We start from the raw sequence: 20561 nt of genomic DNA on the forward strand, positions 1-20561 counted from the left end.
CCTACTCCCCTTCCAGGATGGCCGGGACCTTGAAGCGGCCGTCCTCGGCGTCGGGTGCGTTCTGCAGGGCCTCTTCCTGGGTCAGGGTCTGCCCGATGACGTCCGCGCGCATCACGTTGACCAGCGGCAGCGGGTGGCTGGTGGCCGGGACGTCGTCACCGGCGGCTTCGCTCACCGATTTGATCGCGTCGACGATGACACCGAGTTCGCCGGTCATTTTCTCCAGCTCGGCATCGCTCATCTCCAGGTGGGCCAGTTGCGCCAGGTGGGCAACGTCCTCACGACTGATGGCAGGCATGTATCTCCCCGAATTGATGGGTGGTGGGTTTTCCCCACCAGTCTAGTTCAGGACCGGCGGGCGTTTCCCCCGGCCCGCGGGCGCTTAGAGGGCCAGGGTGTAGACCTTGAGCAGGATGTCGGTGTCGGGCACGAGCCAGTCGCGCTCCGGGACGTTGCGGAACCCCAGGTGGGTGTACAGGGCCTGGGCGGCCAGCCAGTTGCTGCCGGTGGTCAGCGAGACGGTGTCCACCCCGTCCATCGCGCGTCCGCGCCGGATGATCTCCTGCATCATTGCCCGTCCGGCCCCGGAGCGCTGGGCTGCCGGATCCACGACGAGCATGCGGAATTCGAGCTCGTTCTCCAGCGCGATGTCGGCATACGGGTTGCCCGCCCGCACCAGGGTCACTGCGCCGATGACCACTCCGTCCCGCTCGGCGACGAGGATCTCGGCTGCCGCGTGACGTTCGGCAACTTGTTGGACCACCTGCAGGTAGGGGTGGTCCGGATCGTCGAAGTGCCCCGCCGAGAGGTAGGACTCGACGGTGATCCGGGCGATCTCGGGATAATCGGCCGCCGTGGCCTGGCGGATGGTGATCGTGGACGGCGGGTGCGCTGCGGAAGAAGTCATCGTCGTCCATTTTGCCACCGCCGGGACACTGCCCCGGCATCGTTCCCCGCGGTGCCTTTCGGATCGTCAAGAAAAATGTGATCCACGTCTTGTTTTTTGATTGTTAGTACACTTTACTAACATTCATGACCAGCGCACCCGCCCGCAGACACCGCCTGTCCCTCGAGAACGCAGCCCTGCCCTCCCACGGACGCGAGCACAACCTGTCCCTGGTGCTCCAGACCCTGCACTCGGGGGGCCCGATGAGCCGCGCCGACCTCTCGCGTGCACTCGGGTTGACGCGTGTCACGGTCTCCGACCTGGTCGCCGAGCTGATGGAGCGCACCCATGTCATCGAACTGGGCCAGACCGGTGCTGTGCGACCGGGCAAGCCGGCCATGCTCGTGGACCTCAACCGCCGCGGCCTGCAGATCCTCGGACTCGATCTGGCCGAGGACTCCATCCTGCGCGCTGCAGTCCTGGACCTCGACGGCAACATCCTGGCCCGGACCGAGCGGCGCCTGACCGGGGAAACCGGCGATGCCGTCATCGAACTCGTCCTGGACATGGCGCGGGAAGCTGCAGCCCTGGCCACGGCCCCGCTGCTGGGCATCGGCGTCGGCACGCCCGGCGTCGTCAACGCTGACGGCGTGGTCCTGACGGCACCCAACCTCGGATGGACCGATGTCCCGTTGCGCACGCTGCTCGAAACCGAAACCGGCCTGCCCACCCTGGTCTCCAACGACGCCGACGCTGCCGTCCACGCCGATTACACCTTCGGCGAAGGAGGCGCCGACATGATTCTCATCAAGGTCGGTCGCGGCGTCGGATCGGGCCTGATCATCGGAGGCCAGCGCGTGCGTGGTGTCCACAGCGCCGCAGGGGAAATCGGCCACGTCACGGTGGGCACCGACGGCGGCACCCGGTGCAGCTGCGGCAAGGACGGCTGCCTTGAAACGTGGCTCTCAGTGCCGTCGCTGAAACACAGCCTGGCCACGGCCGCAGCCGCCGCAGATCCCGCAGCCGCCTCGGACGAGGTCCTGCGCACCGCCGGGGAACGGTTGGCCATCGCCCTGGCACCGGTGGTCGGCGCCCTGGATCTGACGGACATCGTCCTGAGCGGACCCACCGACCTGTTGGACGGCCCGCTGCTGGCCAGCACCGAACGCACCCTCCGCCAACGCCTACTCCCCCAGCAACCGCCCCCGGTCTCGGTCCGGTTGGCTGCGGCCCCGGAGGACATCGTCCTGCTCGGAACGGCCGTCCTGGTCCTCTGGAACCGGTTGGGGGTGGCCTGAGAGTCGAACTGCGCTTGAACCAGATGGAGGTGCCCCCCGGCATCGCCTCGCTCCAACCCGAAGGAACAGCAATGAAAAAGCTCTTGGGCCTCGCGGCGCTCACCGCCGCTGCGCTGGCACTCTCCGGATGTGCCGGCTCGTCGACTTCAGCGGCATCCTCGCCGGCACAGTCCTCCACGGCGGCCGCCGACAACGTGGGAAAGTCCATCACCCTGTGGCTCGCCGGAGGCGACACCCCTGACGAATTGCGCAGCTACCTGAAGAAGGAATTCACCGCCCAGACCGGGGCCACCCTGAAGATCGAGGAGCAGGGGTGGGGCGACCTGGTCACCAAGATGACCACTGCGCTGCCCGACGCCAACAACACCCCTGACGTCGTCGAAATGGGCAATACCCAGTCTCCCACCTTCACCAATGTGGGCGCCTTCCTGGACCTCTCCGACATGTATGACGAACTCGGCGGCGAGAAGCTGATCCCCTCGTTCGTCGAGGCCGGCTCGGTGGATGGCAAGAAGTTCACCCTGCCCTACTACTCGGGTTCGCGGTACATGTTCATGCGCAACGACCTCTGGAAGGAGGCAGGGGTCGAGAAGCCCGGCACCCTCGAGGAGTTCAACACGGCGGTGAAGACCATCACCGAGAAGAACCCCCGGGACATCAAGAACTTCTCCGGCTTCTTCATCGGTGGGCAGGACTGGCGCAACGGCATCTCCTGGATCTTCGCCAATGGCGGGGACCTCGCCAAGAAGGTCGATGGCCAATGGAAGTCGACGCTCTCGGACCCCAACACCATCAAGGGCCTCGAACAGCTCCAGGACCTCTACCGCAACGCCTCAAAGGCCCCCTCCGACGCCAAGGACGTCACGCCGTGGCTCTACATCAACGACGCCGACGAGATCCTGGACGACGCCGGCAAGCCCACCGGCAAGACGTCGCTGGCGGCAGCCACGATCATGGCCCCGGGGTGGGCCCACTGGTCCATCGGCAACCTGGAAAAGGGCGATGACGGCAAGAACACGCGTGTCTGGGACGAGAAGAAGTTCGATACCTTCGTGCTCCCCGGCAACGACGGCCAGCCGGCACCCGTCCTGGCCGGCGGCTCCAACATCGGCATCTCCGCAAAATCCCAGCAGCCCGAACTGGCCAAGGACCTGATGCGCATCATCTTCTCCGCGGACTACCAGAAGATGCTGGGCAAGGCGGGCCTGGGTCCGGCCAACAGCGAGTACAACTCCTCGCTCGGCGACGACCAGTTCGCGCAGGCGTCCATCGCCTCGGCGTCGAACTCGAAGCTGACCCCGGCGGCCCCGGGATGGGCAGCTGTGGAGTCCTCGCAGATCCTCGAGGAGTTCTTCGGCAAGATCCGCGACTCCAACGACCTCGCGGGGCTCGCGGCGGAGTACGACGCGAAGATCACGCCGAAACTGAACATGGAGTAGCACGCCGGCCGGCTGTCCCTGCCCCACCGGGCCGGGACAGCCGGCCGTCCATCCACCCGCCCCCAACGCCGCGATGAGAGGCCACCATGACGCCCAGAACCCAGGCACCGCCGTCGTCTTCCCCCCGGGAAGTGCGGACGGTGGCGCCCGAAGATCCGGAGACACCGGGTCGCGCCTCCGGATCCGGCACCGCATCGCGTGGGCCGCGACGGCGTCGGGGTGTGCTGCCGCTGCTGCTGGTCCTGCCCACCATCGCGGTGCTGGTCGGCGCGCTGGGCTATCCCGTCGCGTGGCAGGTTGCCACGAGCTTCCAGGAGTTTGGGCTCAAGCAACAATTCGGCCTGCCCCCGGAATTCGTCGGCCTGGCCAACTACGTCACGATCTTCACCGACCCGGCCCTGTGGACGGTCCTGGGACGCTCCCTGCTGTTCTGCCTGGTGTGCGCGTTCGCCACTGTCCTGATTGGTGGCCTGCTAGCCCTGCTGATGAAGCGGGTGGGCACGGTCGTGCGGTTGGTCCTGCAGGTGTCCATGCTCCTGGCCTGGGCCATGCCGCTGGTGGCGGCCATGACCGTCTGGGTGTGGCTCGTCGACTGGCGCCGGGGTGTCCTGAACTGGTTGCTGACACGCATCGGTGTCGATGCCGCCGGGCACAATTGGCTGGCCGAGCCGGTGACCTTCTTTGCCATCGCGGCGATCATCGTGGTGTGGATGAGCGTGCCGTTCGTCGCCCTGAGCCTCTATGCCGGGTTGACCCAGATCCCGGAAGAGGTCCTGGAGGCGGCTGCCATGGACGGCGCCGCCGGCATCCAGCGGGTCCGGCTCATCATCCTGCCGCTGATCGCCCCCGTGCTCTCCATCGTGCTGTTGTTGCAGATCATCTGGGACCTGCGCGTCTTCACCCAGATCAAACTCCTCCAAGATGCCGGCGGCGTGGCCAACGAAACGCACCTGCTGGGCACCTACATCTACCAACTGGGTGTCGGCTCCGGTGACTTCGGCAGCGCCAGCGCGGTGTCGATCGTCATGCTCCTGATCACGGTGGCCGTCAGCTGGTATTACGTCCGTTCCCTGATGAAGGAGGAAGCCGCATGAGGTCCGCCCGTGTCGCCACCTCGTTGTACTCGCTGCTGGCCATCGCCATCGCCCTGGCGTGGGCCTTCCCGGTCTACTGGATGCTCAATTCCTCGCTGCTGCCCAATGTCGTGCTGCAGAGCGCCACGCCGACCTTCGTGCCCTGGGGCGGCTCGCTGGACAACTTCGCCGCAGTCTTCGCCGACGGCGGGTTCCTCCCCGCCCTGGCCGTCTCGTTGACGGTGACCCTGGCGACCGTCGCGGCCACCCTGGTCATCGCATTCCTCGGGGCACTGGCCGTCAGCCGTTTCCGCTTCCGTGGCCGCCGTTCGTTCATCCTCGCCCTGCTGCTGATCCAGATGCTTCCGGCCGAGGGACTGTTCATCGCCCAGTACAAGATGATGTCCTCGGTGGGACTGCTCAACAACGTCGTGGGCCTGACCGTCCTCTACACCGCCGCCGTCGTCCCGTTCACCGTGTGGATGCTGCGCGGATTCGTCGCCGGGATTCCGGTGGAACTGGAGGAGGCGGGAATGGTCGACGGCCTCAGCCGCACCCAGGCATTCCTGCGCATCACCTTTCCGCTCCTGGCACCGGGTTTGGTCGCCTCCGGCGTCTACGCCTTCCTCCAGGCCTGGAACGAATTCACCATCGCCCTGGTGGTGATGACCGAAGACCAGGCCAAGACGCTTCCGCTGTGGTTGCGGGGATTCGTCCAGGCCAGTGCCAGCCGTGAGACGGACTGGGGAATGGTCATGGCCGCTTCCACCCTGGTCGCGCTGCCGGTGATCGTCTTCTTCCTGATCGTCCAGGGCCGCATGAGCAGTGGGCTGGTCGGCGGGGCGGTGAAGGGATGAGCGGCACGGGATCCGGTGCCATCCTCCGGCGTCGTGCCGCAGGAACCCTCCTGCCGGGCTTCATCGGCACCTCGGCCCCGGTGTGGGTGCTGCAGGCCTACGCTGAAGGACTGTCGGCCATCTGCCTCTACGGGGACAACATGGCCTCCCCCACCCAGCTGCGGGAACTTTGTGCCCGGCTGCGTGAGCTGGCCCCGCACGCCCTGCTGGCCACCGACGAGGAGGGCGGCGATGTGACGCGCCTGCACTATCTCACCGGATCCGACCAGCCGGGCAACGCAGTACTCGGCCGGCTGGACGACACGCAGCTCACCCGGGCCAGCGCCGCTGCCATCGGGACCGAACTTGTGGACCTCGGCATCAACCTGAGCCTGGCCCCGGTGGTCGACGTGAATTCGGCGTCGGAGAATCCGGTGATCGGGGTACGCAGCTTCGGCGATGATCCCGACCTGGTGGCCCGGCACACCGCGGCATGGATCGCCGGGTTGGAGTCAGCGGGCGTGGCCTCCTGCTCCAAGCATTTCCCCGGCCACGGCGACACCACGACAGATTCCCATCTGGACCTTCCGCGGGTCACGGTGGACGCCGGGACCCTGCACCGGCGCGAGTTGGTGCCCTTTGCCGCCGTCGTCCAAGCCGGCGGTGCCGCCATCATGACCAGCCACATCGTGGTTGAGGCCCTGGATCCCGGGCGTCCGGCCACCTTCTCGCCCGCCATCTTGCAGCAGGTGCTCCGGAGCCAACTGGGCTTCCGGGGTGTGGTCATCACCGATGCCCTGGACATGGCAGGTGCCTCCGCCGGGATTGGGATCCCCGAGGCCGCCGTCCGCGCCCTCATTGCCGGGGCTGACATGTTGTGCCTCGGTTCCGGAACGACGGGTGGGCTCTACGCTGCCTGCCTCGATGCCATCGTCGACGCCGTGGAATCGGGCCGGCTCCCTGCGTCCCGACTCGAAGACGCCGTGGCCCGCAACACCCGGCTGGCGTCGGGCTTCCCTGCCGTGCCGCCTGCAGCGCCGCCTGCCGGTTCCCCACGTGTTCGGGGTACTGACGCCTCCCCCGCCACCCCGGTGGGCCCACGGCTGGAAGAGGCCTTCGACGTCGGCCCCAACACCGCCGCCTGGCTCCGCGATCCGGCACCAGCGGTGATCGTCCAGGTCGAATCGGCCGCCAACATGGCCGTCGGGCAGGTTCCGTGGGGCCCGGCGGCCGCAGATGCAATGACCGCCGAATCCGCGGTGGCCACGGGGTCCAAGGTCGCCGTCGTGGCCCGTGGTTTGCATTCGGGCCACCCGGCGTACGATGCCGCCACCCGGCTACGGGCGGCCGGGCATCCGGTGATCCTCGTCGACTGCGGTTGGCCGCGGGCGGCTGCGGACGTCGTGACGTTCGGCGCCTCCCGCGTCGTCGGGCAGGCCCTGGCCCGGTTCCTGCTCGACGGCGGACGCCCACGGTCCACTGTCCTGCCGGAAGCTGGAAACGCATGAAACTCGGGCTGGACATCGGCGGAACCAAAACCGCAGCGGCCATCGTCCACACCGATGGCCGGCTGGCCGTCCTGCGCACCAGGGCCTCGGGCCACGGCCCGGATGCCGTGGTGCGGGTCGCTGCATCCCTGGCCCTCGAGGCGGTGGCCGCGGCGGGCACCACGACGGCCGGCCTCTCCTTCATCGGGGCCTGCATGCCGGGCCTCGTGGACCGGGAGAGCGGACTCGTCAGCCACGCCGTCAACCTCGGCGTCGAGCGACTCGACCTCGCCGGACGATTGGGGGCCGCACTGGACCAACCGGTCGCCGTCGACAACGACGTCAAGACGGCAGCCCTGGGTGCCCACCACCTGTTGGACCAGCGGAACACCGACGGCACGCTCGCCTATCTGAACATCGGCACCGGATTGGCAGCAGCCCTGGTCCGCAACGGCGAAGTCCTGCGCGGCTCCGACGGTTCCCTGGGGGAAATCGGACACCTGCCGATGGGTGGGGATGCCGTCTGCAAATGCGGTCAACGCGGCTGCCTCGAAACCCTGGTCTCCGGTTCGGCACTCGAACGCATGTGGCCACCGGGTGGATCGGGCCGACCGCACGGGCGCAATCCCTTCGTGGCCGCCGACAACGGGGACACTTCCGCTGCGGCCGCCGGCGCGCAGCTCTCCGCCGGGTTGTTCCTGGCGGTCCAGATGCTGGTGCTCACCACCGGGGCCGACCGGATCGTGATCGGCGGCGGGCTCACCCGACTCGGTGGGGACCTCAGCACGGCCCTGGCCCGGGAAATCGAACAACGCGCCCGGGCCTCCGAGTTCGTGGCATCACTGAATTTGGCCTCCCGGATCGAGCTGGTACCCGCCGACCTGCCCGTTGCCGCCCTGGGTGCCGCCATGCTCCAGCACGGGCCCCTGCCCACACCGCAGCGGCCCTCGGGAGTCCCCGCATGAGGGGCACCGTCGACCCCGGGACACCTCGTGCGTGCAGCACGCCACAGCACCCGTCGGGGGCGGTGCACGCATGCAGGTCCTGATCTGCACGTCGCCCGCCCAGGCCGCCCGGAGCGCCGCTTCCGCCGTCTTGGCCGGCCTTCCCGGCGCACGAAAGGAAGCGTGCAACGACGGCCTGCCACCCGTGCTGGGCCTGGCCACCGGCTCCTCACCCCTGGGGCTGTACGCGGAACTCGGGCGGGCCGTCGAACGCTCGGAGGCATGGTTCGGCGATGCGCAGGGGTTTGCCCTCGATGAGTACATCGGACTGCCGGCCGGCCATCCCCAGTCCTACCGCCGCATCCTGGAACGCGAGGTCTGCGCCGTCATCGGGCTGGCCACTCACCGGCTCCATGTCCCCGACGCGACCGCGGAAACCACTGGAACCGCAGCCGGATTCACGCGGCGGGCCCACGACTACGAGCGGCAGATCATCGATGCCGGCGGCATCGACGTGCAGATCCTCGGAATCGGGGTGAACGGGCACCTCGGCTTCAACGAGCCCGGATCGGCCCTGTCATCGCGCACCCGCGTCAAACGGCTCGCGGCACAAACCCGCGCCGACAACGCGCGCTTCTTCGCCGACCCCGCTGACGTGCCGACCCATTGCCTCACCCAGGGGTTGGGCACCATCGCCCGAGCCCGCCGCCTGGTGCTGATCGCCACCGGCTCCGGCAAGGCAGCCGCTGTGGCCGCCGCCGTGGAGGGAGCGCTCAGCGCGTCCTGCCCGGCCTCGATCCTGCAGTGGCACCCCGATGCAGTGGTCGTCCTGGACGGCGCCGCAGCGGCCCGCCTGCGCAACCGGTCCTACTATGACGACGCCGCTGCCGGACTCGGGACGCCGTGAGCACGCGCGGGGGCGTTTCCGGCCACGTCATGGGGAAGCCGTCTTCGAGCGACCTCTCCTAGGATCGGATCATGCTTCCCACCCTGTTGACCTTCGCCGCCTTCGGCATCCTGACCGGACTGACCACCGTGCTGTTCGGCTTCGGCGGCGGTTTCGTGATCGTCCCGGTGGTGTACGCGGTGGCCGTCGCCTCGGGTACCGGGCCCGATGCGATGCTGGTGGCCGTCGCCACCTCGACGGCCGTGATGATCGTCAACTCGCTCTCGGCGACGCTGGCCCATTGGCGATCTGGCAGGCTGCGGACCGGGATGCTGTTCCCGCTGGTCGGCTACATCGGCGTCGGCGCACTCATCGGCGCACTGGTGGCGACCCGGGTCCCGGATGCCCTGCTCCACGTGTTGTTCATCGCCTACCTGGCGATCACGATCGTGGACTCGCTGCTGCGGCGTGGGTTCATCTCCCGTTCCGCGGACGCCCCCGAACGCCGGTTGGGACCGGTGACCACCAGCGTCGGTGGGCTCGGAATCGGTGCCGTCGCCAGTTTCCTGGGCGTGGGCGGGAGCATCATGACGGTGCCCCTGCTGCGCCGGTTGGGCCTGCCGATGGCGACCTCGGCGGCGATGGCGAACCCGCTCTCGGTTCCCGTCTCGGTCGTCGGCGCTGCGGTGTACGCGTTCTCGCTGCCGGCCACCACCGGCGCCCTGGCGGCGGGCCGCCTCGGCTACATCGACCTGCTGGCCATGGCCGGGCTGCTGGCCGGGTCGTTGCCGACGATTGCCGTGGCCAAACGCCTGGTCGGCAAGATGCCCGACCGCGTCCACGCCATCGCCTTCATCGTGCTGCTGGTGGTGGTGCTGGTGTCGATGCTGGTGATCCGCCCGGCCTGAGCCCAGCCGGTTGTGCGGCGCTCAACCGGCCGGCGGCGCCGGCAGCTGGTCGAAGTCCACGTACCCGACGGCCTGCCAGCCCGGGTCGGTGTCCGGCCGCAACACCGGGCAGCCGGCCTCCTCGGCAATGAGGGCCCCGGCGGACCAGTCGTGTTCGCCGGTGCCATATTCAGCGTAGGCATCCAGCGTGCCGTCTGCGACCAGGCACAAATCCAAGGCGGCGGACCCGATGCGGCGCACGTTGGCGAATCCGGGCATCAGCGCGGCCAGTGCCTGGACCTGGAAGTCGCGACGTTCCGCGTCATAGCCGAACCCGGTGGCAACCAGGGCACCAGCTGCCCCGGGGACGGGACCGGTGAGCCGGCGGGCACCGGCGTCGTCCCCGGCGTCGGTTCCCCCCAGCCAGGCCCCGGCACCGCGGGAGGCCCACCAGGTGCTGGCCAAAGCCGGTGCCTGCACGACGCCGGCCAGCCAGACCTGCTCGCCGGTGCCCTCGGGTGCGGGGCCGGCGACGGCGACCGAGGTCGCGTAGTAGAGGATGCCGCGCACGAAGTTCGCCGTGCCGTCCAACGGGTCGATGGACCACCGGTACGGGCTGGCGTCGGCGGGGGTGGTGTTGCCGTATTCCTCGCCGGTGATCGCGTCCCGGGGGCGTTCGGCGGTGATGACCTCGCGGACTGCCTGTTCGGCACGGCGGTCGTAGTCGGTGACCCAGTCCCCCGCTGCCGACTTGGTGTCGGCCTCGATGTGGACGCCGTGGCGCTGTGCCAACACGGCGGCACCGGCGGCGGCGGCGCGTCGCGCGGTGGCCAACAGCTCGGCGGTCAGGTCGGGCGTTGCTGCGGTGTTGTGGCTCATGCGGTGTCTCCGTCGGTCGTGGCTTCCTGGTCGGTTTCCGGTGCGGGGCCTTCTGCTAGCAGGGTGCGGAAGCCGTCCTCGTCCAGCACGGGAACCCCGAGGGATTGGGCCTTGTCCAGCTTGGATCCTGCCGCCTCGCCGGCCACCACGTAGCTGGTCTTCTTGGAGACGGAACCGGACGCCTTGCCGCCGCGGATGATGATCGCCTCCTTGGCTTCGTCGCGGCTGAATCCCTCGAGTGAACCGGTGACCACGATGGTCAGCCCCTCCAGGGTGCGTTCGGTCTGGCCGTGGGAGTCGTCTTTCATGCGGACCCCCTCGGTGGCCCACGCCTTCAGGATGTCCAAGTGCCAGTCGACGCCGAACCATTCGATGAGCGCCTCGGCGATGATCGGCCCGACCCCGTCGACGTCGGCGAGCTTTTCCATCGCGTCCTCGGCGGTGACTGCAGTGCGGATGGCGTCCATGGACCCGTAGTGGGTGGCCAGGGCGCGCGAGGCGGTGGGCCCGACGTGGCGGATGGACAGGGCGACCAGGACCCGCCAGAGCGGTTGGGTCTTGGCCTTTTCGAGTTCGCTGAAGAGTGTCTTCGTGTTGGCGGTGGGCGCCGAGGGCTTTTTGTCGGTGCCCTTGGTCCAGAAGTAGGGCACGAGTTCGAAGGTTCCGGTGGGCACGCCCTTGCGGCGGATTTCCCGCCAGACCTTGACCTCGGCGAGGGCATCGCGCAGCGTGTCATCGGCGTGGCCGGTGGCCAGGTCGAAGATCTGGGCCTCGTTGGTGATCGGGCCGGGGCCGGCCGGCTCGGCGATGCCGCCCAGTCCTGCGGGGTCGGGGCCGGGGCCCATGGTCAGGGCCAGGGCTGCTTCCTCGCCCAACGCCTCGACGTCGAAGGCACCGCGGCCTCCCAGGTGGGCGATGCGCTCGGTCAGCTGGGCGGGGCAGGATTGGGCGTTCAGGCACCGGATGTCGACGTCGCCCTCCTTGGCCGGGGCCAGCGGTTCACCGCAGGAGGGGCAGTGGGTGGGCATCACGAATTCGCGCAGTTCCTCCTCACGGCCCTCCCGCAGGGGCAGCACCGGGCCGACGATCTCGGGGATGACGTCCCCTGCCTTGCGCAGGATGATGGTGTCGCCGATCAGCACGCCCTTGGCCTTGACGACATCCTGGTTGTGCAGGGTCGCCATTTCCACGGTGGAGCCGGCGACCTTGACCGGTTCCATCACCCCGTAGGGGGTCACCCGGCCGGTGCGTCCGACGTTGACGCGGATGTCCAGCAGCCGGGTGTGGACCTCCTCCGGCGGGTATTTGTAGGCCACCGACCAGCGCGGGACCCGGGAGGTGTATCCGAGGGCGCGTTGGATGGCGAAGGCGTCCGCCTTGATCACGATCCCGTCGATCTCGTGGACCAGCGAGTGGCGGTCCGCCCCAAACTTCTCGATGTAGGCCAGCACCTCGTCGATGGAATCCACGACCTGCGAGTACGGGGTGACGGGCAGCCCCCACTCCTTGAGCAGCTCGTAGGTCTCGGATTGGGAGGCCGCGTCCAGGCCCTCGCGCACACCGAACCCATGGACGAACATGCCCAGCGGGCGTTTCGCGGTTTCGGCGGGATCCTTCTGGCGCAGCGACCCGGCTGCAGCATTGCGCGGGTTGGCCAATTCTGGTTTGCCGGCTTCGAGCAGCGCCTCGTTGAATTCCCTGAACTTCTGGGACGGGAAGAAGATCTCGCCCCGGACCTCGACCTCCGTGGGCCAGTTCTTCCCGGCCAGCTCGGTGGGGATGTCCTTGATGGTCAGCACGTTGTGGGTGACGTCCTCACCGGTGGTCCCGTCGCCACGCGTGGCGGCCCGCACGAGCTTTCCGTTGCGATACAGCAGGTTGATGGCCAACCCATCGATCTTCACCTCGCAGAGCCACCGCAACTGGTGCTTGGCGGCCCGGGTTCCGGCGTTCACCGTGGCGCGTTCGAGCCACGCGGTGAGCTCCTCGAGGGAGAACACGTCCTCGAGCGAATACATCTGGGTGAGGTGCTTGACCGGCGAGAAGGCGGCGGAGACCTCACCGCCGACCTCCTGGGTGGGCGAATCGTTGGAGACGATCTCGGGGTGGAGCTGCTCGATCTCCTCGAGCCGGCGGAACAGCACATCGAATTCGGCGTCGGAGACGACCGGGCTGTCCTCGACGTAGTAGGCGGTCCTGTACCGGCGCACGTCCTCGATGAGTTGCTGGTACTCGTCGCGGAGGCGGTCCGCGGGGATGACCTCCTCGCCGGCCGACGTCGTGGCGCCCTCCGTGGATTTCGTGGTGGTACGGGCCGTGGTGTCCTGCTGCTCGCTGTTCGTCACCCCTCTATCTTGCCCCACCGACCCGACGGGTGGGAGCCGAGGCGGCCCGACGCCCGTAGGCCTTGCTGAATTGCACGACGGCGATGAGCAGCAGCACCAGGAGTGCGGTTCCGGCGAGTGGAACAATGTCCAGGGGCAGGGTGTAGGCCATGACGATCCGGGCGACGGCATCGACCAGGAAGGCGCACCCCCAGGCCAGCGTCATCGCCCGCATCACCTTGCGGAATACCGTTTCCTGCCGCCAATTCGCGTCCCAGGTGGCCGCGGTCGCCGGGGGAAGGAGCGGCATCGTGGCCACCAGGATGAACGGCCGGGCAGCCCACAGCGTGCCGATCATCCACAGGCCGACGATGCCCGTCAGATAGCTTTCGCGGGCGACCAGTAGCCGCGGGTCCCCCGTCAGCAGGCCGATGAGGGTCCCCGCCACCAGAATGCTCAACGTGAAGATCGAGGACATCTCGATCCTCCGGTACGCGATCCAGCGGTAGGCCAGCGCGAGCAGTGGTGCCGCGCCGCTGATGAGCAGTGCAGCCCACTGCCCCACGCCGACGGCCCGCAGGATGTAGAACAGGGCCAGGGGAACGATGACTTCGACCAGCATCAGGATCAGGGACGTCCGGGACCCGGCGATGCGCCGGCCGGTGGCCGGATCCCGGTTCACGGTTGGTCCTTCCGGGTGGCCCGCTCCAGCGTGGCCACCAACTCGGCGGCATAGGCCCGGACGTCGAATGCCGGGTCCAGGGCCAGCTGGCCGGATGCCGCGTCGATGGCGGAACGGATCACGATCGCCATCGGACGAACGGCGAACTCCCGGAATTCCCCGGCTTCCTGTCCCTGGTGCAACAGGGAACCGAGATGGCCCAACAGCCCGTCCTGGCCGTCGGCATCGATGTGTGGCGAGCCGTCCGGATGGCGGAAGTTCATGAAGATGTCCACGAGCACCCGGACCTGTTCCGGATGCCCCGCGATGAAGTCCAGGTTCGCCTCGACGTAGCCGCGCAAGGCAGCTGCGGCCGACTCCGCGGAGTCGACGCGATCGCCGATGCCAGCCCCCGCGCGCGTGTAGAGCTCCAGGACGATTTGTTCGGTGAGTTCGTCCTTGCCCGCGAAGTGGTAGGAGATCACCCCCTTGCTGATGCCCGCCCTGCGGGCGATCTCCGCCAGGGAGGCCCGGGCGTACCCCAGCTCGGCGATGGTTTCGATGGCCGCTTCAATGATCTGGGCACGCCGCGCCTGCTCGATGAAGGTCCGTCCGTCGTGAGAGCCCGTGGCATTATTTGACCGCATGGCCAAATATTAGTCCGCCCGGCCAGCATTGGCTAGGGCCCCCTGTCAGGGGACGGTGCTTCAGTCGTCGGCGTTGAGTTCGGCGTCGAGCAACGGCAGGTCCGCCGGGACGACCAGATGTGAGGTAACAGCATGTTCGACCAGGCGGGCACGCCGGTTGGTCGCGAGTTTGCCGGCACCACCGCGCAGGCCGGCGACTCCCGACTTGTCCAGCTTGTCGCAGACGTTGTCCAGCTTGCGGTTGAACTTCGTCAGTGGCCAGCCCAAACGGCTGGCGGCCTTCGCGGAGGTCGGGATGGAGCTGAGCCCGTTGCCATCGCGGCGCAGCATGGGTTCGGCCAAGGCCACCACCAACGCCCGTTGGGCGTCGGTCAACACGACGGGGCCGATGGTCGTTTGGCCGTCTCCGTCGTCGGCGCTCCATTCCTGCCGGAAGGCCGGGGTGGCGAGGTGGACGGAGAACTCGTAGGTGGTGGGGCCGGCGGTGAAGACGACGTTGGTCTGTCCGAAAACCAGCGGGATGCGGGCTCCGGGTGCCACCCATGCCTGCATGCCCCCGGTGGCGTCGGCGATGGTGGCCGCCAGCCGGGAGCCGACATTGGAGAGCCACCAGATGTTGTCGTACCGGGCGATGGTCAGAAACCGGCGGTGGAGGTATGGATTGTCGTCGACCTCCAGGTCCCCCTCGCGGCCGATGGTGAACACCTGCTCGTCGGCAACCGGAAACCATTCCCCGCAAAAATCAATGTTCACTTCGGTCACGTTTCGCGCCCCCTGCGTCGTTCGTTGATCCCCCTCGGATTATCCACTGTCCAGACTATCTCTTGGCGCAATACCTGCTGGCATCCGAGGCCTTGCCGTTCTCGCGCACCAGCACCACCTGGATGCAGGTCGGCTCCCCCTTCACCTCAGTGGTGGTGGCGGTGGGCTTGTCGACCTTGCGGTTTTCCCCTTGATCCGTCGCCGTGACCGGGGCCCAGTAGTAGGCATCGCCCGCGCGGGGTTCCGGGTTCTTCCAGGTGAAGGTGACCTTGCCACCCGAGGTCTTCGAGGCGAATCCCTTGACCTGGGGAACCACTCCCTCGTTGCCGAGCAACGGGTCCGCCGGGCCCTGTCTGGGCGGGGCGCCAGAGGAGACCTGGTCGGAGTCGACACCGCGGTTCAGTGCCGCCACGACGAAAATCCCGGCGATGATGATCGCCAGCACGGCTCCGATGCCAGCGACCAGTCCGGTGGGAAAACGTTGCCCGCCGCGTTCGGGCGCGCCGGTGGCCGGCGGGACCGCGGGGACCCATCCGGGGGCACCGGGCTCCTCGCCGGCGGCGTACGATGGCCGGCCATGGGCCCGCGGCACGCCCTGCGGTGCGGCACCGTTGCCGTCGGTCGTGCGTGGCCGGGCGCCGGCCAGCGATCCGTCGGGCAGGCGTCCGCGCATGATCGTGGCTTCATCGCCCGCGCCCGCCGGGGTCGCTGCCGGATCCGGGGTTGCGGTGCTGGGCGCTCCTGCGGGACGGAGGACGGTGTGCTCGGCCTCCGGGGTGGCCCATGCAGTTCCGGTTGGCTTCACTGAGCCGGTGCTGGCCTCCGGATCAATCGAGACGACCTGGCGGACCCGGGTTGCCTCGCCGTCGTTCCCGTCGCCCGGGTCCTCGCGGGGTGCTGGTTCCTCCATGACCTCGAACGCGGTCACCGACAAGCCGAGTTCGGATTGCACACGCTGGAACGCCAGGGCCAGGTCGCGGGCGGATTCGAAGCGCGCCGCGGGGTTCTTCGCCATGCTGGTGGCCAGCGTCTGTTCCAGGGCAGCGGGGACGTCGGGGCGGTTCAGCGGGGGAAGCGGTGAGGTGGTGATGCGGGAGATGAGTTCGCGCTGGGAGTTGTCCGCCCCCGCACGCACGAACGGCGATCGACCGGCCAGCAGTGTATAGACCGTGGCGCCGAGCGACCAGACATCCATCTTCACGCCGTTGGGGGCACCGCCGGCGAAGGCCTCGGGCGGGGACCACGGGATGGACAGGCCGGCCTCGTCGTCGAGCGTGTCGGTGGTGCCGGAGATCCCGAAGTCGGTGAGCGCCGGCCGGTTGTAGTCGGTAACCAGGATGTTCGCCGGTTTGATGTCCCGGTGGACGATGCCGGCACGGTGCGCGGTCTCCACGGCCGAGGCAACCTGGATTCCCACGCTGAGGACCTCGTCGACCCCCAGCCGCGAGCGGCGGTACCGCACGTCCAGGCTGGGCCGCGAGCAGTACTCCATGGCCAGATAGGAGTGCCCCTCGGCGGTGATGTCCGCCTCGAAGATCGTCACGATGTAGGGGTGCGAGGACAGCTGGGCCATCAGGTTGGCCTCTGACTCGAACCGCTTGCGGGCGCTCTCGGTCTTCAGGTCCGAGAGCAGTACCTTCACGGCGACCTTCCGGCGGGGCCGGTCCTGCTGGTAGAGGTAGACGTCGGAAAAGCCACCGGAGCCGAGCAGGCTCAGGTAGTCGTACCCCTCGATCGACGGCGGTGGTGCCGGCGGGCGCTTACCGCTCACAGAAGCCCCTCGAACTTCAACGAGACACCGTCACCCAGATCGGCGATGTCGCCGTCGAGCAGCATCAGCTTCTCCCCCTGCCCCAACCGGCGCGGCGGCATGCCGGAACGCACGAGCATGGTCCCGTTCGTGGCCTTCAGATCCAGCAGCATGACGTGCCAGCCCTCGAGCTGGACCTCCAGATGGGAGCGGGAAATGTCCCCACTGGGGCTCTTGACCTGGACGACGCGCGGCATCGAACCGCTCGCTGAACGGCTGACCGACGGCTGGCGGCCGACGACGGCGGGGCGGTCCAATTCCACGGCTTCCCCGCCGGAAATGACCATCCGCCCCAGGGACGGGCGGGGCACCTCCCGCGGGTCCTCGTTCAGCTCCTGGCCGCACTGGGCACACGAGGACGACGTCGGCGGGTTGGCATGGCCTTGTGGGCACAACCGGCCCAGCACCTGGGGGCCGGTGGACGGTTCCGCGGAGGTGTTGGCCGAGGGGGTCATCGGCAGCACCTGTGTCGGCAGGTCCCCCCGCATCACCGTGTCCCCGTCGTGGTCTCCCAGATCGGCGGCGTCGGCCGTCGCGGGGGCCCGCGGTGCCGACGAGATGGTCGGCAGGTCATCGACGTCCGGGGCACCTGCGGCTGTGGCGTCGGCGGCCGGTTCCGGTGCCGCCTCGGCCCGCGACTTGGCGCGGGCCGCGGCCAGCCAGGGAACGGCGTCGATGAGGTCCTCGGGGTCGGGCGGTTCCTCCTCCTCGGCGTGGGGACCGGCGATGGTGTCGTCGGAGGCGGCTTCCTCCGGCGCATCCGGCATCGACGGGGAGTCCTCCTGGCCCGTGGCGGTCATGATGGTGTTCGCGTCGTCGGCCTCGTCAGCGGAAACGGCCTCGGAGTCCTCGGGGGCCGGTTCCTCCTCGGGCTCGGGCGCGGGTTCCGGCTCCGGCTCTGGCTCCGCTTCGGGCTCTGGCGCAGGCTCCGCTTCCGGTGCAGCTTCTTCCTCAGCCTCGTGTTCCGACTCGGGCTCTGGCTCTGGGACGGCCTCTTCCTCGGCCTCGGCCTGCTCCTCAGTTTCGGGTTCCGGCTCGGGTTCCGGCTCGGGCTGCGCCTCGGCGACTGGCTCCGGCTCGGGCTGCGCCTCGGCGACCGGCTCCGGCTCGGGCTCCGACGCGTCCTCGGCCGGGGCAGCGGGCACCCCGGCGGCGCCAACGGCGGCCGCATCCTCTGCGGTGGTGGCGGCCGGCTGGATGATGGGCTGCGGCGCGGAGAGCGGTTCGATCTCCCCGGAGGCCTCTTGGGGCAGGTCGACCTGCAACCGGCCGAACGCCACGATGCCCTCGGTGATCGGCAGCCAGTGCGGGTCACCGCCGTCGTGCTTGCGCAGCACGTCGTCCAGGGCGATCTCGAGCCGTTCCTGGCGCGGGATGCGCCGTTCCATCCAGGTGGTGACGCCGTGACCGTTGACGTGGGTGCTCATTTCGCGGCCTTCGGCGGCGAGGGAGAGCGGGCCGCGCAGGATGGTGTGCACATCGGCCTCGAGGCTGACAATGCCGAACGGATCCATCCCGGTCAGCGCCAGGCCGCGGGCGGAGAGCACCGCTGAGAGAAGCTTTTCAACGCCCGTGGAACCATCCAGGGCGGCCCACAGCGCGTCAACGTGTTCCGGGTTGGTCGATTCGGGCAGCAGGACCAGGTGGCCGTGGCGCACCAGCGCCAGCCACGGTCCCGGCAGGTAGGTGATCCGTGCACTCATTCCGCACTCCCCTCAGGACGTGGTTTGGTCATGCCGTCTTCGATCAGCTCACGGGGGGCGGTGTCGGTGAACTGGTCGTCGTCATGTTCGAGCTTGACGTCGACGATGACCAGGGTGATGTTGTCCCGTCCGCCCGACCGCAGGGCGGCCTGCAACAGGTCATCGACGGCGATCTGCGGTGGTGTGCGGGACATGACCACGTCGCGGATCGCACTGTCGGAGACCTCGTTGGTGAGCCCATCGGAGCAGACCAGCAGCCGGTCCCCCGGCCGTGCCGGCAGCATCCAGAAGTCTGCGTCGCTGTCTTCCCCGGTGCCCAGGGCGCGGGTGATGACGTTGCGCCGGGGATGGGTCAGGGCCTGTTCGGCGGTGATCTCGCCGTTGTCGACCATTTCCTGGACCTCGGAGTGGTCCACGGTGACCTGCCGGAACTCGTCCTCGGAGAGCAGGTAGGTGCGTGAATCCCCGACGTTGAACACCAGCCAGTACGGGGCATCGCCCTGGCGGACCAGGGCCGCACCCGAGACGGTGGTGCCGGCCCGTGAGCCGGCCGCTTCGCGGATGGCCCGGTCGGCGTCGACCATGAATTCCTGCAGGTCATCGGGGCTCAGCCATTCGCCGGCCGCCTCCTGGCCGCGGGCGAACGTTGCCACGCAGATGCTGCTGGCGACCTCGCCGGCCTCGTGTCCTCCCATGCCGTCGGCGACGGCGAACAGGTGCCGTTCGGCGATCAGGGCGTCCTCGTTCAACGGGCGGCGCAACCCCCTGTCCGTGGCGAACCCGAAGTCCAGCGAGATCTGGTCCCCTGCCGGCCCGGCTCCGGAGGCACTCATGCCGGACCCACGACGAAGGAGCGGTCCCCGAAGTGCACTGTGTCGCCATGTCCGGCGTGCTGGGCCTGCCCGGCGGCCAACGGGCGCCGCGTTCCGTCGGATCCGGTGATCCCGGAGCCGTTGGTCGAATTGCGATCGGTCACCCAGACGCCGGAGCTGTCGGCTGCAAGGTGCAGGTGGGTCTTGGACACCGAACGGCCCATGTCGGCGATGTTGAAGAGGTCTGCGACCTCCTCACCGTCCTGTGCCGCGGGGTTGCGCCCCAGCAGTGCCGTCGTCGCCAGGGCCAGGACCTGTCCATCATCACAGCGCAGGCGTGCCCCGGTGGCCGCGGGGGCGCTGGCGGCGGTGCGCAGCTGCGTATGGCCGGCCTCGTCCTCCGCGGCGGCCGCGGCCTCGTCGAGGACCGGCGCGGCGGAAGACGACGCGGCGGGGGCACCGGCAGGGGCACCGACGGCCGGCTGCTCCGGCGCGGTTCCGGCGGCGGGGGTCGGCTCGGCAGCGGGCGCCACCGGAGCCTCGGCAGCTGCAGCGGTCCCGGCGTCCGTGGCGTTCGTCGGGGTCCTGCCCGGGATGCCGGTGATCGGGCCCGCGGCCAGGTCCGGGTTCAGTGCCGGCCACTGGCGTTCGGTGGAGAGGTTGCCGGGGTGCCCGGGCTGGCCGGGGGCCGTCATGCCGCCGGGGGCAAAGGCCGAGGGGCCGAACAGGCCACCGGTGGTGATCGGGTTGCGGCCCTGGTTCACGTCGACCACCAGGGTGCGCGCTGCCTTGTCGTGCCACCCCTGGCGCTGGTGGTTCGGGTCCCACAGGTTGGAGAGCAGCATGATGACGGGTCCGACGATCGGCACGATCCCCGAGACCCACACCAGCAGCCGGCGGATGAAGACCTTGCCCCAGCCGGGGGCGAACCCGTCCTCGTCGCTGGTGCGCAGGCCCAACGCCAGGTTCCCGGGCGTCTTGCCCGTGGAGGCCTCCCAGCCCCAGATGGCCACGGCGTAGGCGAGCACGAAGACCGAGACCACCATGGAGGAGGTCGCCATCTCGGAGATCAGGTCGGAACTGCTCAGGTAGGAGCTGGACTGCAGCGTCGCGAGGTTGATGCCGTAGAAGATCATCCAGGCGATGACCACCGGCACGATGTCCAGTAGTCCGGCCACCAGTCGCTTTGCGGCCACGGCGTTGACCAGGTTCAGGTTCTGGGCCACC

Annotated in this window: 19 protein-coding genes; 8 read left to right on the plus strand and 11 right to left on the minus strand. The window is 68.8% G+C overall.

Annotation, left to right across the window (positions count from 1 at the left end):
* Position 1: 1 nt before the first annotated feature.
* A complete protein-coding gene (gatC, locus tag ACN0TP_RS03615) occupies positions 2-298 on the minus strand; it encodes an Asp-tRNA(Asn)/Glu-tRNA(Gln) amidotransferase subunit GatC (RefSeq protein ID WP_417216750.1) in 297 nt (98 codons plus the stop codon).
* Positions 299-382: 84 nt separating this feature from the next.
* Positions 383-907, minus strand: coding sequence for a GNAT family N-acetyltransferase (locus tag ACN0TP_RS03620; RefSeq protein ID WP_417216753.1), 525 nt, complete (start codon positions 905-907; stop codon positions 383-385).
* Positions 908-1032: 125 nt separating this feature from the next.
* On the opposite strand from ACN0TP_RS03620, the gene ACN0TP_RS03625 reads away from it, so the two are divergent.
* From ACN0TP_RS03625 to ACN0TP_RS03660, 8 genes are all read left to right on the plus strand, one after another.
* Entirely contained in the window at positions 1033-2184 is a 1152-nt protein-coding gene (locus ACN0TP_RS03625; protein ID WP_417216756.1) for an ROK family transcriptional regulator, read from the plus strand.
* A gap of 71 nt (positions 2185-2255) precedes the next feature.
* Complete coding sequence (locus ACN0TP_RS03630; RefSeq protein WP_417216759.1) at positions 2256-3623, plus strand: extracellular solute-binding protein; 1368 nt, start codon at positions 2256-2258, stop codon at positions 3621-3623.
* A gap of 86 nt (positions 3624-3709) precedes the next feature.
* The gene (locus tag ACN0TP_RS03635; RefSeq protein ID WP_417216762.1) at positions 3710-4717 is read left to right on the plus strand and encodes a carbohydrate ABC transporter permease; all 1008 of its coding nucleotides are present in this window, start codon (positions 3710-3712) and stop codon (positions 4715-4717) included.
* Entirely contained in the window at positions 4714-5553 is an 840-nt protein-coding gene (locus ACN0TP_RS03640) for a carbohydrate ABC transporter permease (RefSeq protein ID WP_417216764.1), read from the plus strand. Before ACN0TP_RS03635 ends, ACN0TP_RS03640 begins: the two co-directional genes overlap by 4 nt.
* Positions 5550-7040 carry a glycoside hydrolase family 3 protein gene (locus ACN0TP_RS03645; RefSeq protein WP_417216766.1) on the plus strand — a complete coding sequence of 497 codons (1491 nt, stop codon included), beginning with the start codon at positions 5550-5552 and terminating at the stop codon, positions 7038-7040. Before ACN0TP_RS03640 ends, ACN0TP_RS03645 begins: the two co-directional genes overlap by 4 nt.
* Positions 7037-7984, plus strand: coding sequence for an ROK family protein (locus ACN0TP_RS03650; RefSeq protein WP_417216769.1), 948 nt, complete (start codon positions 7037-7039; stop codon positions 7982-7984). The genes ACN0TP_RS03645 and ACN0TP_RS03650 overlap by 4 nt, the downstream gene beginning before the upstream one ends.
* A 31-nt stretch (positions 7985-8015) precedes the next feature.
* Positions 8016-8870 carry a glucosamine-6-phosphate deaminase gene (locus ACN0TP_RS03655; RefSeq protein ID WP_417216772.1) on the plus strand — a complete coding sequence of 285 codons (855 nt, stop codon included), beginning with the start codon at positions 8016-8018 and terminating at the stop codon, positions 8868-8870.
* Positions 8871-8941: 71 nt separating this feature from the next.
* Positions 8942-9757: a sulfite exporter TauE/SafE family protein gene (locus tag ACN0TP_RS03660; protein WP_417216774.1), complete on the plus strand. Its 816-nt coding sequence runs from the start codon at positions 8942-8944 to the stop codon at positions 9755-9757.
* A 21-nt stretch (positions 9758-9778) separates the two neighbouring features.
* Here ACN0TP_RS03660 and ACN0TP_RS03665 read toward each other — a convergent pair whose 3' ends face one another.
* Genes ACN0TP_RS03665 through ACN0TP_RS03705 form a run of 9 tightly spaced genes read right to left on the minus strand, consistent with a single transcriptional unit; the run spans position 9779 to position 20560 of the window.
* Complete coding sequence (locus tag ACN0TP_RS03665; RefSeq protein WP_417216777.1) at positions 9779-10615, minus strand: inositol monophosphatase family protein; 837 nt, start codon at positions 10613-10615, stop codon at positions 9779-9781.
* Positions 10612-12960: an NAD-dependent DNA ligase LigA gene (ligA, locus tag ACN0TP_RS03670; RefSeq protein ID WP_417216780.1), complete on the minus strand. Its 2349-nt coding sequence runs from the start codon at positions 12958-12960 to the stop codon at positions 10612-10614. Before ligA ends, ACN0TP_RS03665 begins: the two co-directional genes overlap by 4 nt.
* 4 nt (positions 12961-12964) lie before the next feature.
* Complete coding sequence (locus ACN0TP_RS03675; RefSeq protein WP_417216782.1) at positions 12965-13621, minus strand: VC0807 family protein; 657 nt, start codon at positions 13619-13621, stop codon at positions 12965-12967.
* Entirely contained in the window at positions 13618-14247 is a 630-nt protein-coding gene (locus ACN0TP_RS03680; RefSeq protein ID WP_417216785.1) for a TetR/AcrR family transcriptional regulator, read from the minus strand. The genes ACN0TP_RS03675 and ACN0TP_RS03680 overlap by 4 nt, the downstream gene beginning before the upstream one ends.
* 60 nt (positions 14248-14307) lie before the next feature.
* Positions 14308-15009 carry a hypothetical protein gene (locus tag ACN0TP_RS03685; RefSeq protein ID WP_417216787.1) on the minus strand — a complete coding sequence of 234 codons (702 nt, stop codon included), beginning with the start codon at positions 15007-15009 and terminating at the stop codon, positions 14308-14310.
* Between the two features lie 55 nt (positions 15010-15064).
* A complete protein-coding gene (locus ACN0TP_RS03690; protein ID WP_417216790.1) occupies positions 15065-16780 on the minus strand; it encodes a protein kinase domain-containing protein in 1716 nt (571 codons plus the stop codon).
* Positions 16777-18522 carry an FHA domain-containing protein gene (locus tag ACN0TP_RS03695; protein WP_417216793.1) on the minus strand — a complete coding sequence of 582 codons (1746 nt, stop codon included), beginning with the start codon at positions 18520-18522 and terminating at the stop codon, positions 16777-16779. Before ACN0TP_RS03695 ends, ACN0TP_RS03690 begins: the two co-directional genes overlap by 4 nt.
* Positions 18519-19355 carry a PP2C family protein-serine/threonine phosphatase gene (locus ACN0TP_RS03700; protein WP_417216795.1) on the minus strand — a complete coding sequence of 279 codons (837 nt, stop codon included), beginning with the start codon at positions 19353-19355 and terminating at the stop codon, positions 18519-18521. The genes ACN0TP_RS03695 and ACN0TP_RS03700 overlap by 4 nt, the downstream gene beginning before the upstream one ends.
* On the minus strand, positions 19352-20560 hold the full coding sequence (locus ACN0TP_RS03705) for an RDD family protein (RefSeq protein WP_417216798.1): 1209 nt from the start codon (positions 20558-20560) through the stop codon (positions 19352-19354). The genes ACN0TP_RS03700 and ACN0TP_RS03705 overlap by 4 nt, the downstream gene beginning before the upstream one ends.
* Between the last annotated feature and the right edge of the window lies 1 nt (position 20561).

The organism is Arthrobacter sp. (assembly GCF_048266065.1).
In the GTDB taxonomy this organism is placed as follows: domain Bacteria; phylum Actinomycetota; class Actinomycetes; order Actinomycetales; family Micrococcaceae; genus Arthrobacter_H.

Excerpts from the sequence above, each read along its gene's own strand:
- ACN0TP_RS03645 (WP_417216766.1), top strand. The coding sequence starts at position 5,550 with ATGAGCGGCACGGGATCCGGTGCCATCCTCCGGCGTCGTGCCGCAGGA.
- ACN0TP_RS03650 (WP_417216769.1), top strand. The coding sequence starts at position 7,037 with ATGAAACTCGGGCTGGACATCGGCGGAACCAAAACCGCAGCGGCCATC.
- ACN0TP_RS03660 (WP_417216774.1), top strand. The coding sequence starts at position 8,942 with ATGCTTCCCACCCTGTTGACCTTCGCCGCCTTCGGCATCCTGACCGGA.
- gatC (WP_417216750.1), bottom strand. The coding sequence starts at position 298 with ATGCCTGCCATCAGTCGTGAGGACGTTGCCCACCTGGCGCAACTGGCC.
- ACN0TP_RS03680 (WP_417216785.1), bottom strand. The coding sequence starts at position 14,247 with ATGCGGTCAAATAATGCCACGGGCTCTCACGACGGACGGACCTTCATC.
- ACN0TP_RS03635 (WP_417216762.1), top strand. The coding sequence starts at position 3,710 with ATGACGCCCAGAACCCAGGCACCGCCGTCGTCTTCCCCCCGGGAAGTG.
- ACN0TP_RS03630 (WP_417216759.1), top strand. The coding sequence starts at position 2,256 with ATGAAAAAGCTCTTGGGCCTCGCGGCGCTCACCGCCGCTGCGCTGGCA.
- ACN0TP_RS03625 (WP_417216756.1), top strand. The coding sequence starts at position 1,033 with ATGACCAGCGCACCCGCCCGCAGACACCGCCTGTCCCTCGAGAACGCA.
- ACN0TP_RS03640 (WP_417216764.1), top strand. The coding sequence starts at position 4,714 with ATGAGGTCCGCCCGTGTCGCCACCTCGTTGTACTCGCTGCTGGCCATC.
- ACN0TP_RS03620 (WP_417216753.1), bottom strand. The coding sequence starts at position 907 with ATGACTTCTTCCGCAGCGCACCCGCCGTCCACGATCACCATCCGCCAG.
- ACN0TP_RS03665 (WP_417216777.1), bottom strand. The coding sequence starts at position 10,615 with ATGAGCCACAACACCGCAGCAACGCCCGACCTGACCGCCGAGCTGTTG.
- ACN0TP_RS03700 (WP_417216795.1), bottom strand. The coding sequence starts at position 19,355 with ATGAGTGCCTCCGGAGCCGGGCCGGCAGGGGACCAGATCTCGCTGGAC.
- ACN0TP_RS03695 (WP_417216793.1), bottom strand. The coding sequence starts at position 18,522 with ATGAGTGCACGGATCACCTACCTGCCGGGACCGTGGCTGGCGCTGGTG.